The sequence below is a fragment of the Acinetobacter johnsonii CIP 64.6 genome (genome assembly GCF_000368045.1).
GTDB classification, from domain to species: domain Bacteria; phylum Pseudomonadota; class Gammaproteobacteria; order Pseudomonadales; family Moraxellaceae; genus Acinetobacter; species Acinetobacter johnsonii.
The window spans coordinates 229,321-244,843 of record NZ_KB849234.1; the positions used below are offsets into that span (position 1 = coordinate 229,321).

The window sequence follows — 15,523 nt, forward strand, 5'->3', positions numbered from 1 at the left end:
TTTATTTCAATTAAACTACTTGACGTCAAAACGGTCAGCATTCATTACTTTCACCCAAGCTGCAACAAAGTCTTTTACAAACTTCTCTTTGTTGTCATCTTGCGCATAAACTTCTGCATATGAACGTAAAATCGAGTTCGAACCAAAAACTAAGTCGGCACGTGTCGCCGTCCATTGGGTTGCCCCTGTCGCACGGTCTACAATTTCATAACGGTTTTTACCCACGGGTTTCCAGTTATATTTCATATCCGTTAAGTTCACAAAGAAGTCATTGCTCAATACCCCCACGCGAGCCGTCAACACACCTTCTGCTGTCCCAGCATAGTTAGTACCAAGCACACGCATACCACCGACTAAAACCGTCATTTCTGGTGCAGTTAAACCGAGTAATTGTGCACGGTCTAACAACATTTCTTCAGGTTGTATGCTGTAATCTTCTTTGACCCAATTACGGAAACCATCATGCTTAGGGAGTAAATCCTCAAAAGAATACACATCTGTTTGCTCTTGAGTCGCATCGCCTCGCCCTGCTGTAAATGGCACTTTGATATTCACACCCGCAGCATGCGCCGCTTTTTCAACAGCTGCCGTACCGCCCAATACAATCAAGTCTGCAATGCTGACTTTTTTCGCCAGACTCGCCTGAATTTCTTCAAGCTTCGCCAAAACTTTGGCTAAACGCTCAGGCTCATTGCCCACCCAGTCTTTTTGTGGTGCAAGACGAATACGCGCCCCATTGGCGCCACCACGGTAGTCGGAACCACGGAAAGTCCGCGCACTATCCCAAGCAGTATTAATCAATTCAACCGAAGTTAAACCGCTATTTAGCAACTTCGCTTTTAAGTCTTCAATTTCAGCTTCAGACAAAACATAATCGACCGATGGAATTGGGTCTTGCCAAATCAGATCATCATTCGGTACATCTGCACCTAAGTAGCGGGATTTTGGTCCCATGTCACGGTGAGTGAGCTTGTACCAAGCACGCGCAAACACTTCAGACAAGTAAGCTGGATCTGCATAAAAACGCTCTGAAATTTTGCGGTATTCAGGGTCCATTTTCAGCGCCATATCAGCATCGGTCATCATTGGGTTGCGGCGTACATTCGGGTTATGTGCATCAACAGGTTTGTCTTCCTCTTTGATGTTAATCGGTTCCCATTGTTTCGCACCCGCTGGACTGGTCGTTTTTTCCCATTCATAAGTGAACAGTAGATAGAAAAATTCGTTATCCCATTTGGTCGGGTGTGTGGTCCAAGCCCCTTCTAAACCACTGACCATGGTGTTCGCGCCATTGCCTGTACCTTCAGAGTTATGCCAACCGAGACCTTGAAACTCTACGTCAGCGCTTTCGACATCTGCCCCTAAGTTTTGAGCTTTACCATTCCCGTGCGCTTTCCCTACGGTGTGACCACCCGCAGTGAGTGCAACGGTTTCTTCATCATTCATTCCCATACGGTCAAAAGTGACACGCATGTCTTGTGCAGTACGAAGGGGATCTTGGACGCCATCAACCCCTTCTGGATTGACGTAAATTAAGCCCATTTGTACCGCAGCTAATGGATTTTCAAGCGATTTACGGTCTTGGTCATTGGCATAACGGTTTGCCGTTGGTGCCAGCCATTGACGCTCTTCACCCCAGTAAATGTCTTTTTCGGGTGCCCAAATATCTAGACGACCACCACCAAAGCCAAAGGTTTTCAGACCCGCTTCTTCATAAGCTACAGTCCCAGCAAGAACGATTAAATCGCCCCATGAAATTTTGTTGCCATATTTACGTTTGATTGGCCATAGTAGGCGACGGCCTTTATCGGTGTTGACGTTATCAGGCCAACTGTTGAGGGGTGCAAAACGTTGGTTCCCTGTGTTAGCGCCGCCACGTCCATCTTGTTTACGGTAAGAACCCGCCAAGTGCCATGCGGTACGTACAAACATTCCAATGTAACTACCATAGTCAGATGGCCACCATTCTTGGCTGCTGTTGATGAGTTCACGGAGATCTTGTTTCACCGCTTCTAAATCCAATGATTTGAATGCAGCTGCATAGTCAAAATCAGGATCCATCGGGTTGGTTTTTTTATCATGTTGCGACAGGATGTCGAGATTGAGCGCATTCGGCCACCAATCAGAATTATTGGTGCTGGCTAAACTCGTTTGTCCACCATCTTTCTGGTGAAATGGACAGCCTGATGCTTGCATATTCTGTGTCATGTCGAGCTCCAAATTTGATCATCAAATTATGATTATCATGAACCGTTTAAAGTAATTATTACTGTTCTAACATAGCCTCTTTTGATGACAATCTAAAGCGAGTTTTACGAATAAAAATAATCGGATTCTTCCATGTAAATATTTAAGAAAAAAAAAGAATTTTAATTTTTCAACAAGATAAGATCCGAGGAAAACACAGCAAAAAGAAAGGCTTTTTATGCGAGGTTGATGGGCATTTTCAATTGAGTTCATCGATTAAAACTGAGACGCCCCCATAAGTAATGAACGCGGCTCAAATTGAGTAAAATCAAACAACAAAAGAAGCGTACTTTCGGTTTTTAGATTTTATTTGAAAGATATTTTGTGATGTCGTTATGGTCTTGGTGATGACTGTTTTTCCAGCCATCACCTGATCTTACATATAAAGCATCAACTACACGCATAAACGTCGACCTTCTCTTAAACAGACAAACGGATTCATCAGCTTCGAGCTATTTTTCATTGCCACTTTTAAGTCAATTTCAGGCTGTTCTCGGCTTTCATCAGTCAGCTGAAAAGTGCGATAGTGAATAGCCATCGAGCATTTGGCATGCAGGTCTTTATGCGCTTGAAAGGCATCTTGCGGATTCATATGCATATAGCGCATCAGCTCACGCGGTTCATACGCCCCGATGGGCAGTAATGCAATTCGCGGTGCGCCAAAACGTTGATGCAGCTCTTTAAAATGCGGTGAATAACCTGTATCCCCTGCAAAATAAGCATAGTCAGCGCCACAGTGAATACTAAACCCACCCCATAACGCACGGTTTTGATCACGCAGCCCACGGCCAGAACCATGCTGTGCTGGGGTATAGACCAGTTTTAAATTATGCAGACGCGCCGACTGCCACCAATCCATTTCCAATACTTGTAAGTGCTTGGGTAAATACCATCCATTGCCCAAACCTGTATAAATGGGCATGGCGAAACGCTCATACAACCAGTTCAGACTGGCAATATCCATATGGTCATAGTGGTTGTGGCTCAAAAGCACTGCATGGATGGTCGGTAAATCTTCCAAGGCAATGCCAGCAGGCATAACACGGCGAGGTCCCCGCCCTTGCTTCGGACTGACATGTTCCGCCCACACAGGATCGGTCAATAAGTTATAGGGTCCAATCTGCAGTAATACCGTGGCATGCCCCACAAACCACACCTGCCAATCATTTAAATCGGCATGAGGCCGATCTTGCGGCAGGCTTTTTTTATCGGCATGAAAGTGCGCATACTCTTGCGCCACATCCACATTCCATGTCGAGGATTTACGCTTAATCAACCATTTCAGCAAGTCGCCTCGGCTACGGCCCTCAGGTCGATGAACCGAATTGACAAAGCGAGTCCCGTTATAATGGTCGGAGTGTAGGAACTGAAATTCGGGCTGCCGCCATGTATGAGACATGGTATTTTCAGTCGGAATTTGATAATGGAGTTCAGTTGATTTTGGCTTCATTTAACGTCGTTATCTTTATTGCAATACACCAGTAACAGGACCAGTTTTGAAAACTGACCTCTACCTTAACCTATTCCAAGCGTCCTTGCATTCGCTCTAACCACACTTTTTTTGATTGCGGCTTAACAAAGAGTGCCACAATCTCAGGATGATTTTGTTTAATTTTTGCTTCAATGCGATTGACGCACGCTTCTATCTCATCGGTAGTGAGGTGATCTTCAAACTCCACGCTCAATGAGGCTAAAACCTGTTTGGCGCCCATTTGCTCGGTCAGTAAACCGTTGGCCGACAATACACCTTCATCCTCTTGGGCAATTTTTAAAATATTTTGCCGTACATGCAGGTCTGCGGTTTCCCCGAGAAGCAAACCTTTGGTTTCTCGTGCCAGTAGAAAAGCAGATACCGCCAGAACCAGCCCAATCAGAATAGATGCCACCCCATCCAGTGCAGGCATATTTAAACGATGTGCCAAATAAATACCAAGAAAAGCAATCAACAGACCAATTAATGCAGCAGAGTCTTCAAACAAAACTGTAAACGTGGTGGGGTCTTTACTGCGACGAAAGGCCTCAAAATAACCTTGCTGACCTTTCGCCTTACGAAACACTTTCAGAGCAACACACCATGAAGTCCCCTCACTTACAAATGCAAAGCCAAGTACAACATAATTGATGGTCGGGTTTAAAATGGGTTCAGGATGCAAAATGTGCATGATCCCATTGTACATAGACACCAATGCCCCTAAGGCAAAGACCATAAGAGATACAATAAAGGCCCAAAAATATAGCTCTCGCCCGTAGCCAAAAGGATGATTAAAATTGGCAGGTTTATTTGACTTCTTCAATCCATATAACAGTAAAATTTCGTTTAAGGTATCCACAACAGAGTGAATCGCTTCACTCAACATAGCAGAGCTATTGGTCAGATAAGCCGCAATAAACTTTACTAGCGCAATGGCTAAATTCCCCAACAGCGCGGCATAGACCACCAGTTTATTTGAATCTGCCATATCGATTTTTAGCCCGTATGTTCAATTAAATTATATTTATGTTTTTTATCATATCCAATTTCGGCAAAACGCAACTGTATTTTTATGTAGTTCACCTCCCCCGATTTTCAGTTGATTGGAATGAACTATTTTCAATATTTAACTAATACCTTTTAGCAATTATTAAACCTGTTATTTCATATACGAAAATCTCAAAAATCAACCCAAGATCATTTATTTTCTAAATAATTGAATCATCTTCACGGCATCATTGTTTATCGATTATACTTCACCGCAGTCATGGTAAGACATTTTTTGGATTAGTCAGTGGGTTATTTATATGGAACTTAGACACCTTCGCTATTTCATTACTGTTGCTGAAGAACTGAACTTTAGTAAAGCAGCACTGAAACTTTATACCGCTCAACCCTCATTAAGTCAGCAAATCAAAGACCTTGAAGAAGATGTCGGCGTACAGTTACTGTATCGAACCAAGCGAAAAGTTGAACTCACGGAAGAAGGTGCTGTTTTCCTTGAACAAGCACGTCTCACCTTGGCTCAGGCAGACAAAGCGGTCGCTATGGCACGCCAAGTGTCACAGGCCAAACAGCAGATGCTCCGCATTGGTTTTGTCCCTGTTGCGGAAATGAAAATCTTTCCTTATGTGCTGCCCAATTTAAGAGTACAAAACCCAGAATTAAAAATTGAGTTGTTCAGTATGAACAATACTGAGCAACTGCGTTTGCTGAAAAAAGGGGAGTTGGACATTAGCTTTACACGAAATAATGTTCATAGTGATGAAATCGAAAGCCAGTTTGTACTGCGTGAACCACTCATTTTCCTGTTGCCGAAAGACCATCCTTTGGCCCAATACGAGCGAATTCCTGTTAAAGCGTTAAATGGCATTGATTTTATTATTCCCGTAGCCGAGCAGTCACAGACTTTGCACCAGACCATTTTGGAATTTGCCAAAGCCCACAATATTGAATTTAACATTGTGCAAAAAGCTGACAACATCCTATTCAATATCAACGCCATTGGCTTGGGTCTCGGCTGTACAATTTTACCTGGTTATGTTGCGCCACTTAGCATGAATAACACGGTAATTCGTCCACTTGAGGTTGAGCTGCCGTATTTGGATCTGTATGTGAACTATCGTAAAAATAACAGCTCACTAGCAGTAACTAGATTTTTAGAATTACTGACTCGGGTATTTTATTTGGATATTAACCGCGAATAAATCTGCAGTGAGTCCTCATTACTCATCTTATTCGGCGCGCTACTATTTTCTGAATAATAAATAGCTACGCGCCTTTCTCACAGAACTACACGCTGTATGACAAGCAGATTTTCATCTTTTTTTAAGCGATGTCGATGCCTTCTCGCTTTTTCCTTTTGCATTCTTTTTAAGCTAGGATAGGCTAAGAAAAACAGGCTTTTGTCAGGTTCCCTACAACTGAAGTCCGAACACAGACTAATCCTAAAGACGTAGGTACTCTTACTTAAATAGGCACTGCGATTTTAGCTGCACGAAAAAAAATAATAAAACACAGAAGGAGAAAATTATGCCGATGCCCACTTTGCAGCGTTTAAAAACAGCAATGAAATTTCGCCCCTTCTTTTTCATTAGTTTTTTGCTGACTGCTGTTTTTTATACGCTGCTGAATACATTTACCGACTGGTCTTGGTCGACCAATTTATTGATCAGTTGGAATATTGCCGTCTCAAGTTATTTAGTCAAAACTATGACCACCCTGTGGTCTGTTGACCATCGACACATTCTGCAACATGCACAACAGCAAGATGCCAGTAAATGGATCATTCTACTGTTGGTCATCCTGACTTTGCTCATGTGCTTAATTGCGATTGTATTAGAATTGACTCATCTTCCGAATGACCCAACCATCAAATATGGGCACTTGGCGCTGTCCTTACTCACTATTATTAGTGCATGGTTCTTTATGCATACCGTGTTTGCCATTCATTATGCACATGACTATTATCTGGCTCTCGCAGACCAACAAGATGCAGGCTTAGACTTTCCCAAAACGGCTCAACCGACCTATCCCGACTTTTTATATTTTAGTTATGTGATTGGCACTTCTGCGCAAACCGCGGATGTTTCCATTACCTCACGTTCGATGCGTATTCTCAATATTCTGCACATTATTTTAGCTTATGGTTTTAATACCTCTATTCTCGCCATTAGCATCAATGTCGCGGCGGGTTTTATCACGCTTTAAACGTTTTTTTTCATTTCTTGGTCATCCTCACAAATGACAACTATCCAATATAAAGGCGATGATTGAAGTTCTTTCTGCGACAACATCACAAAAAAAAGCCCCATCAAAGAGCTTTTTCAAATCACAAACCCAACAATTAAATGAACCGTTCATCAGCCTTAAAACATACTAAAGACAAAAGCTTTAAAGATGATCGACCCAAAACAGGCAGGCTCACTCTGACCATCTTCCACAGGTTATATATTTAGACCACTCAAGTTAAATCACTTGTTTCAGGTCAACATATTGTAATAAATGCTGCTGCAAGCTCGGCACATCATCTGCGATGGCTAAAGGTTGATATTGTCTGAGCGTTTCAGGTGTGTGCACCCCATAGCTCACCCCGATTCTCGGCATGGCAATATTACGCGCCATTTCTAGGTCATAACTGGTATCACCGACCATAATCGCGCTTTCCGCAGACACACCCGTTTCAGCTAAAATCTCTTCCAACATCAAAGGATGCGGTTTAGATTTGGTCTCACTGGCAGCACGCGTTGTCACAAATAGTGCTTGGCTCTGTGTTTGCGCTAATACTCGATCTAAGCCTTTACGACTTTTACCTGTCGCCACCGCCAACTGTAAACCCGTTTCACGTAAGCCATTCAACATATCGGCTACGCCGTCGAACCAGACATCACCTTTCGAGTTCGCCACATAATGCTCGGCATAGCATTGCAAAATCTCAGTATGTAACTCAGGCACTTGAGGAAATAATCGCTGCGCGACTTCTGGCAAACCTAAACCAATAATACTTTTTGCTGCATCAGCAGTTAAAGGTTGTGCAAATTGCTGCGCGGCAAACAATAAACTCGCCACAATCTGCCCCACAGAATCAAATAAAGTCCCATCCCAATCAAAGATAATCAGTTCTACAGGTTTGTTCATGCTGGGGTTCCAATATTTACTTTTATAAAGTCAATTTACACGATGCATTTGCTACACGATGGCGAAAAGGATGTCGCCGTTGAGCTGACTTGCACTTCGCTTTAAAGCAGTGCTTAAAGCGCGTTCAGGACTTCCATCAGCTCAACAAAAGATTTTTGTTACTTTTCATCTTTGAAAAGCAAAGATGACCAATACAGCATCCTTTTAAATTAATCACAACCAATAAAAGTCATGGTTTTATCACTTCTCCCAAAATGGAAGGGAAAAGACTTAGTCCTTCTTCTGTGCTCTTAGCTGCGCCACAATACTCTGCATATCTTCAGGCAAAGGCGCTTCAATCGGTGCATAACCTGGGATGTCTAAACGCATTGCATGTAGACATAAACGACGTGGCTTCGGCCCTTTATATTCTGTTTCATGACCATACTTATCATCACCTACCAATGGATGACCAATGCTTAAACCATGCACACGAATTTGATGGGTACGCCCTGAAAGCGGCGATGCATAGACTAAGGTTGCATGCATAAAACGCTCAGCCACATTCCACTGTGTTTTAGACTCTTTACCTTCACTCGACACACGCACACGACGCTCACCATTGGCCAGTTCATAACGGTGCAAAGGCGCATCAATTAACTGCTTGTCTAAACTCACCACACCTTTGACTACAGCAGCGTAAGTTTTCTTAATTTTGTGTTCACGTAGCATGTCTTGCAAACTTTTTAAGACACTACGTTTTTTAGAAATCATCACCAAACCTGAGGTATCACGGTCAATACGATGAATCAGTTCTAAGTATTTTTTACCTGTCGCGGCACGTAAGCCTTCAATCAGACCATAAGCCACACCACTGCCGCCATGCACGGCAATGCCAGATGGTTTATTGACGACCATCAAGCCCTCATCTTCATACACCACACGGCTGAGTAAACTCTGTGCTACTTTGTCAGAAACAGGTGCCGCATTCTCATCTTTTTGTTCATAGCGAATCGGAGCCACACGAATCTGATCACCAATAGACAACTTAGTTTCTGCTTTTATACGCTTTTTATTCACGCGAACCTGACCTTCACGAATCAGGCGATAAATACGACTTTTAGGCACACCTTTTAAACGGCTAAATAAAAAGTTATCAATCCGTTGCCCTGCTTGATGCTCGTCCACTTCAAACCACGTCACGTTTTGCCATTGTTGGGTAGAATTCATACAGTTACTGCGACCTAAAAAATACGTAATTTGAATAAAAAATGACCATTTAGGCTGTGCTTTACACAAGAAAGACTAGCTTAGCCCATAGGCAGATGGTACAAGGTTTGATATAGTCAGCGCACGGATACCACCATAAGTGAGTCAAAAGCTTAATCATTTCAATTTTAAATTGAATAGTTAAGAAAATAACTCAACTCAGCTTGGAACGGTCCCAAAAGAATTATGCCGACGCCGAAGGCTTATTATATCGGCAAAACAGCAAACTGTTAGGTTTAATTGTGCATCTGCACATAAATCAGTTTGCCCCAAAAAAATATGTGACCAACGAAGGTTGGTTTTTAAACGTAAACTGATATACATCAGATTAGTCGCTCCCTGATGTCGTATTCAGGCCACAGCGTTGATGCATATGGATCTGTTCAGTTGTAAAGGTACGATGATAATTCCGTATCAAGACACCCTATCCAAAAAGAAGGGTTGCTCTTCGAGCAAATGTGACAGTGAAAGTTACTTACATCCAATGCACCGCTTGTCCGCCAGTGAAACGCGCAGGAGACTTTAATCGTTTAAAGATTGAAGCCGTATTGCCATCATCAATATGTGAATCAAAACCGAAGCCGATCAAAAAGGCAGGTAATAAAACTCAGACCACAATCGGTTTATTTGAGATCTGAGCAAAATTGGTCCGTGATGTTTGATGTTCGCTACGTGTTTAGCGATAGTTTGCTGTGTATCACTATTAGGTGTTACACCCATGAAACGTATGTTGATTAATGCAACACATGCAGAAGAGATTCGCGTTGCACTTGTCACTGGGCAGCGTCTTTACGATTTTGACTTAGAGAATCGTACCCGTGAACAAAAAAAATCTAATATCTATAAAGGTCACGTGACTCGCGTTGAGCCTTCTTTAGAAGCCGTCTTTGTTGAATATGGTGCGGGACGTCAAGGCTTCTTGTCTATGCGTGAAATCGCAAATTCATATTACCAAGCAGACCCACGCCAAACTTCAAACATTCGCGAATTGATTACTGAAGGCACAGAGCTTTTGGTTCAAGTTGAAAAAGAAGAACGTGGTAACAAAGGCGCTGCCCTTTCTACCTTCATTTCTTTAGCTGGTCGCTATTTGGTGCTTATGCCAAATAACCCGAAAGGTGGTGGTATTAGCCGTCAAATTTCAGGTTCAGTACGTGAAGAATTGAAAGAAATGTTGGCGTCGTTAAATGTACCTCGTGGCATGAGCGTGATTGTACGTACTGCAGGTATTGGCCGTTCTCAAGAAGAATTACAACTCGACCTACAGCACTTACTTGATCTTTGGGCTCAAATCCAAAACACAGCAAGTTCTGGTCCATCACCAATGTTGGTGCATCAAGAAGCGGGTGTAGTGACGCGTGCGATTCGCGATTATTTACGTGATGATGTCGCTGAAATCTTAATTGATTCAGAGCAAGCCTATAACGAAGCCTATAACTTCGTAAAAGCAGTCATGCCTCGTCAAATCGACAAGTTAAAAACCTATACGCTAAATGAACCGTTATTTGCGCATTTTGGTATTGAAAGCCAAATTCAAACAGCTTATGAACGTGAAGTTAAACTTCCTGCAGGTGGTTCAATCGTTATTGACCAAACCGAAGCATTAGTATCAATCGACATCAACTCTGCAAAATCAACCCGTGGTAGCGACGTTGAAGATACAGCGCTCAATACCAACCTTGAAGCAGCGGAAGAAATTGCACGTCAACTACGTTTACGTGACATTGGTGGTTTGGTCGTGATCGATTTTATCGACATGACCAAAGACCGCAACCAACGTATGGTTGAGGCGAAACTTCGCGAAGCAACACAAAGCGACCGTGCCCGTATCCAATTCGGTCAATTGTCTCGTTTTGGCTTGATGGAAATGAGCCGTCAACGTCTACGCCCTTCACTTGAAGAAGCAACAGGTTATGTCTGCCCGCGCTGTCATGGCACAGGTATGGTTCGTGACTTACGTTCATTATCGCTTTCAATCATGCGTAAAGTAGAAGAAATTGCGCTGCGTGAACGTCATGGTGAAGTTCAAGTACAGGTTCCTGTTGAAATTGCAGCATTCTTATTGAATGAAAAGCGTCACACGCTGGTTTACCTTGAACAAACCTCAGGTGTTCGTGTGACTGTGCTTCCGCACCCACACTTAGAAACCCCACATTACGAAATTTCGTATAACCCTGAAGGCTTTGCACCAACCAGCTATGAACGTACAGAAGCAACACGTTCAAGCGAAAAAGAGTTGGGTTACGAGTCATCAGAATGGCATTTAGATGGCGCAGATCATGTGCATCAACATGCCGCTCCTGCGCCTGCACAACAAGAAAAAGGCAACAAAAAACCTCGTAACAACGCGCCACAACAACAAGTTGCGCAACAAACCCCTGCCCAAACGGCTCCTTCAAGCAGCCCATGTGCATGGTTAGAAAACTTGTTTGTACAAAAACAAGCTGTGACTGTCGATCAATCACGTTCTGCAAATAATGCTGCTGCTGCCATTGAGCAAATGGTGAATGGTGGTGCAGTGAGCCGTGGTCAGTTTGGTCAAGTTGGTACGCCTGCTGCGGCACCAGTTGCACCAAGCAATAATGTCTACATGAGCTCTGCACCTGTTCATGCAAAATCTGAACACCGTGAAGATAAGCATGTAGAGAAAGAAGAACGCGGCACACGCCACAACAAAAAGCGCCCTAATAAGCACAAAGAGTCACGTGAGCAAAATGCGCAACATAACAACCAAGTTCATGAAGAAATTGTGCAGGTCTCTCGTCAAGATCAACAGCGCCAAGATCGTTATGAACAACGTCCTGAACGCAATGAACCACAACGCCAAGACCGTCATGAACAACGTTCTGAGCGCATTGAACAACAACGTCAAGACCGTCCAGAGCGCAGTGAACAGCAACGTCAGGAACCACGTGATAACAAGCGTTCATCACGTCGCCAACACGGTGAGCAACAGCAAAACACTGATGTTCAAAACGAACAGCAAAATGCAATGCCACGTCGTGACCGTCGCAACCAACCTCGTCCAGAACGCCCAAATCGCCACCGCGACCCAAGCGTACTGAATGAGCAAGCGACTGAAGCAGCGCCAGTTGTGGTTCAAGAACCTCAAGTTAAAGTTGAGTTGATTGAAGCACCGCGTCAAGAAATGATCACAACAGCCCATGTGGTCAATGTCGATCAAGCACAAAGTGAAATCGTGGCATTAACTCCGCCTACACACACTGTAACCGAAACCAAGCCTCAGCAAGCGGCTGTTGCGAAACCAGAAGTTGAAGTAAAAGCTGAGAAAGTGGTGCAGGAGAAAGCAACTGAAGTTGTAGCAGCACCTGCTGAACAAGAAGCAGAGCAAAAACCACGTGAAAGCGTAAAACGTGCCAGCAATGACCCACGTCAACGCCGTCGCCAACAACGCGCTACACACACACAGCAAACTGAAGCACCTAAACTCACGCCTTCACAGGTGCCAACTTTAGGTCAGTACACCATCAGCAGCTTAATTCGCCATGTCTATGGTGAAGACTGTTCAGTGCTGATTGAACAGTTTGGTTTAATTCCAACCTTCAACCGTGCCCTTCAGAAATTTACTGAAGAGTATGCAGCAACGTTAAGCAAAACTGTGACAACGCCTGCTGTTGAAGCAGAGAAAAAACCTGTCACGCGTGATGTTGAAATCACAAAAGCTCAGCCTGAAGCAGAGCCAGTTCCAGTACTGGACCTGACACCGCCTGCACCTGTGTCTGAACAACGTGTTGCAAATGACCCGCGTGAGCGTCGTCGTTTAGCTAAACTTGCTGCTGAACAAGCCAAACAAGCACGCGAAACAGCGCCTGTTGCTGAGTCGTCAGCGCCTGAAACAGCGATTGTTGCAGAAACACCTGCTGCTGAAGCTGCGCCTGCTGTAACTCCAGAGGAAAACGAGCCTGCTCTTGTAACAAAAAGCGAAGCACTTATTGCCGTTGAAAGCAGTGAAGTGAAAAGCTCGGCTGATGTAGCTGCGGTTGAAGAAGTGAAAGTTGTTGTTGCTCCAGTTCAAGCCAAAGCACCTAGAGCGTCAAAGCAAGCTGAAAAAGTAGAAGCAACTGAAACTGTAGCGGAAATAGCTGCGGATGAGTCAGACAAATCAGACTCGGACAAGCCAGTTCGCCCACGTCGTCCACGTGGTCGTCCACCGAAAAAAGCGAGCCCGACTGAGTCGTAATTCACCCTAGAGTTGTAAATTTTAAAAACCTAGTCATGTCAGTGGCTAGGTTTTTTTGTTATTTTCGTCAGATTAGGTTGATTGCACTAGACCGAAACGATTAAAAGAACAAGTGTAGAAACTGAGCACTATTCAAACGCATTGGATTGCATAAAATAATTAGGATTCATATGAGCCAACACCCATCACATGACCTCATTGGTATTACTGACGTTGCAGCAAAACTTCCTCAATTCATCAGTAAAGTTCCCAACTTACTCAGTGGATTAAAGCAAGCATATTTACGTACCCCAAACACTCCAGCAGGCCTCGGAATTGCTTTTGAAAAAGCAGTGAAGCGCAACCCTCACGGTATGGCCTTGCTTTTTGAAGAGCAAAAATTTAGTTACCAAGCCCTCAACGAATGGGCAAACCAAATCGGGCATTATTTTTTATCCATCGGGGCAAAAAAGGGTGATGTCATCACAGTGATGATTGAAAACCGTCCTGAATTGGTTGCAACCGTGATTGCACTTGCCAAAATTGGCGTTACTGCGGCTTTAGTCAATACCTCGCAAGTCGGTAAAGTGCTGGCGCATAGTATTAATCTGGTCAAACCCATCGCAGTCATCGTGGGTGAAGAATGTCGTGCCGCAGTTGATGAAATCCGCCATGATCTAAATCTCACTGCGGATCGTTTCTATTGGTTTGCCGACCAAGAAACCCAAAAAGTTGCAGGCCTTGCACCACAAGGTTTCAGTAATCTTGCTGAAAAAATTGATGCCTTTGCCAAGTTCAATACCCCAACCACACACAGTGTGCTGGGTAAAGATGGCTTGTTTTATATTTATACCTCAGGCACAACCGGTTTACCTAAAGCCGTTATTTTCACACATAGCCGCTGGACGTTGGCTTATGGAACCTACGGGCACGTACTCAACCTCGGCAAAGACGATGTGATGTATGTCACCCTGCCGCTGTACCATGCAACGGGCATTGTGGTGTGTTGGTGTGGCGTGATTGCGGGTGCGGGCACCTTGGCTTTGCGCCGTAAATACTCCACCTCTGCTTTTTGGAAAGATGTGCAAAAGTTTGATGCCTCAGCTATTGGCTATGTCGGTGAATTATGTCGCTACCTCATGGATGCATCACCTTCAGCGTTAGAAAAAGGCCACCGTGTCACCAAAATGATTGGCAATGGCATGCGTCCGAATATTTGGGACAAATTCAAACAGCGGTTTGGTATTGAAGAAATTTTAGAGCTTTATGCATCGAGTGAAGGCAATGTCGGCTTTAGCAATGTATTCAACTTTGACAACACTGTCGGCTTTTCACCTACGCCTTATGCCATTATCCAGTTTGATAAAGAAAAAAATGCGCCTGTTTATGATGCCAAAGGTGGCTGTATCAAGGTCAAAAAAGGCGAAGTTGGTTTATTGATTGGTAAAATTACTCGCCGTTCTCCATTTGATGGCTATACCGATCCTGAAAAAAATAAATCGGTGATTCTTAAAGATGTCTTCAAGTCCGGCGATGCTTATTTCAACACAGGGGACTTAGTCCGCGACATTGGTTTCCGTCATGCCCAATTCGTCGACCGCTTAGGCGATACCTTCCGCTGGAAAGGCGAAAATGTGTCCACGACTGAAGTTGAAAACATGGTTAGTGAATATGACAAAATCACCGAAGCTGTGGTTTATGGGGTTGAAATTCCAAACACCAATGGTCGTGTGGGGATGGCTGCGATTACACTGGCAGATGGCGCTGAACTGAATGAGCAGGATTTAGCTCAAATGCTCGTGAGCTTTAAAAAATGTCTGCCTGCCTATGCTGTACCCGTTTTCTTACGCGTACAAAAGCAAGTTGAAACTACGGGAACGTTTAAATACCAAAAGAACAAGCTCAAAGAACAAGCCTTTGACCCGAAAAAAACGGATGAACGCTTGCTGGTCCTGTTACCCAACAGCAGTGCCTATGCAGATTTAACGCAACAAGTCTTTGATAACATTCAAGCCTATCAATATCGCTTCTAAACTCGAATTGCTTGTTTTTTAGCTACCTAATCGCAAATTTGTTGTATTTATAATCAAACATCAACAAGTTTGCGATTTTTTACTTGCGCTCGATGCATATCTTGCTACAATACGCTCCATCAAATGATATGGGTCGTTAGCTCAGCTGGTAGAGCAGCGGACTTTTAATCCGTTGGTCCCGCGTTCGAATCGCGGACGACCCACCAT

At 43.8% G+C, this 15,523-nt stretch carries 9 protein-coding genes and 1 tRNA gene; 5 read left to right on the forward strand and 5 right to left on the reverse strand.

All coding sequences use genetic code 11. The annotated features are described in order from the left end of the window. Window positions 1-15: 15 nt before the first annotated feature. The 3 genes from katG to F986_RS04515 form a co-directional block, all read right to left on the reverse strand. Window positions 16-2,208 (reverse strand): catalase/peroxidase HPI, encoded by a 2,193-nt coding sequence (gene katG / locus F986_RS04505; RefSeq protein WP_004692564.1) that lies wholly within the window; start codon window positions 2,206-2,208, stop codon window positions 16-18. A gap of 433 nt (window positions 2,209-2,641) precedes the next feature. Beyond that, window positions 2,642-3,697, reverse strand: a complete 1,056-nt coding sequence (locus F986_RS04510) for an MBL fold metallo-hydrolase (RefSeq protein ID WP_004692567.1) — start codon at window positions 3,695-3,697, stop codon at window positions 2,642-2,644. 70 nt (window positions 3,698-3,767) lie between these two features. Further along, a complete protein-coding gene (locus F986_RS04515) occupies window positions 3,768-4,706 on the reverse strand; it encodes a cation diffusion facilitator family transporter (RefSeq protein WP_004692568.1) in 939 nt (312 codons plus the stop codon). 319 nt (window positions 4,707-5,025) lie between these two features. Here F986_RS04515 and hcaR point away from each other — a divergent pair, with 319 nt between their 5' ends. Both hcaR and F986_RS04525 read left to right on the forward strand, forming a co-directional pair. Then, a complete protein-coding gene (gene hcaR / locus F986_RS04520; protein ID WP_004692570.1) occupies window positions 5,026-5,925 on the forward strand; it encodes a DNA-binding transcriptional regulator HcaR in 900 nt (299 codons plus the stop codon). A 325-nt stretch (window positions 5,926-6,250) separates the two neighbouring features. Next, complete coding sequence (locus F986_RS04525) at window positions 6,251-6,928, forward strand: DUF1345 domain-containing protein (protein WP_004692572.1); 678 nt, start codon at window positions 6,251-6,253, stop codon at window positions 6,926-6,928. A gap of 258 nt (window positions 6,929-7,186) precedes the next feature. Here the strand turns inward: F986_RS04525 and F986_RS04530 are convergent, their stop codons facing one another. Beyond that, window positions 7,187-7,855 carry an HAD-IA family hydrolase gene (locus tag F986_RS04530; RefSeq protein ID WP_004692574.1) on the reverse strand — a complete coding sequence of 223 codons (669 nt, stop codon included), beginning with the start codon at window positions 7,853-7,855 and terminating at the stop codon, window positions 7,187-7,189. Between the two features lie 270 nt (window positions 7,856-8,125). After that, a complete protein-coding gene (locus F986_RS04535; protein ID WP_004692575.1) occupies window positions 8,126-9,064 on the reverse strand; it encodes an RluA family pseudouridine synthase in 939 nt (312 codons plus the stop codon). A 757-nt stretch (window positions 9,065-9,821) separates the two neighbouring features. Here F986_RS04535 and F986_RS04540 point away from each other — a divergent pair. From F986_RS04540 to F986_RS04550, 3 genes are all read left to right on the forward strand, one after another. Further along, window positions 9,822-13,304, forward strand: a complete 3,483-nt coding sequence (locus F986_RS04540) for an Rne/Rng family ribonuclease (RefSeq protein WP_004692577.1) — start codon at window positions 9,822-9,824, stop codon at window positions 13,302-13,304. 170 nt (window positions 13,305-13,474) lie between these two features. Next, complete coding sequence (locus tag F986_RS04545; RefSeq protein WP_004692579.1) at window positions 13,475-15,316, forward strand: long-chain-acyl-CoA synthetase; 1,842 nt, start codon at window positions 13,475-13,477, stop codon at window positions 15,314-15,316. Window positions 15,317-15,446: 130 nt separating this feature from the next. After that, a tRNA-Lys gene (locus F986_RS04550) sits at window positions 15,447-15,522 on the forward strand. Window position 15,523: the final 1 nt, after the last annotated feature.

What these genes read in the sequence shown, in the direction of transcription:
- F986_RS04535 (WP_004692575.1), bottom strand. Translation starts at nt 9,064, where the DNA reads ATGAATTCTACCCAACAATGGCAAAACGTGACGTGGTTTGAAGTGGAC.
- F986_RS04510 (WP_004692567.1), bottom strand. Translation starts at nt 3,697, where the DNA reads ATGAAGCCAAAATCAACTGAACTCCATTATCAAATTCCGACTGAAAAT.
- F986_RS04525 (WP_004692572.1), top strand. Translation starts at nt 6,251, where the DNA reads ATGCCGATGCCCACTTTGCAGCGTTTAAAAACAGCAATGAAATTTCGC.
- F986_RS04545 (WP_004692579.1), top strand. Translation starts at nt 13,475, where the DNA reads ATGAGCCAACACCCATCACATGACCTCATTGGTATTACTGACGTTGCA.
- F986_RS04530 (WP_004692574.1), bottom strand. Translation starts at nt 7,855, where the DNA reads ATGAACAAACCTGTAGAACTGATTATCTTTGATTGGGATGGGACTTTA.
- F986_RS04540 (WP_004692577.1), top strand. Translation starts at nt 9,822, where the DNA reads ATGAAACGTATGTTGATTAATGCAACACATGCAGAAGAGATTCGCGTT.
- hcaR (WP_004692570.1), top strand. Translation starts at nt 5,026, where the DNA reads ATGGAACTTAGACACCTTCGCTATTTCATTACTGTTGCTGAAGAACTG.
- katG (WP_004692564.1), bottom strand. Translation starts at nt 2,208, where the DNA reads ATGACACAGAATATGCAAGCATCAGGCTGTCCATTTCACCAGAAAGAT.
- F986_RS04515 (WP_004692568.1), bottom strand. Translation starts at nt 4,706, where the DNA reads ATGGCAGATTCAAATAAACTGGTGGTCTATGCCGCGCTGTTGGGGAAT.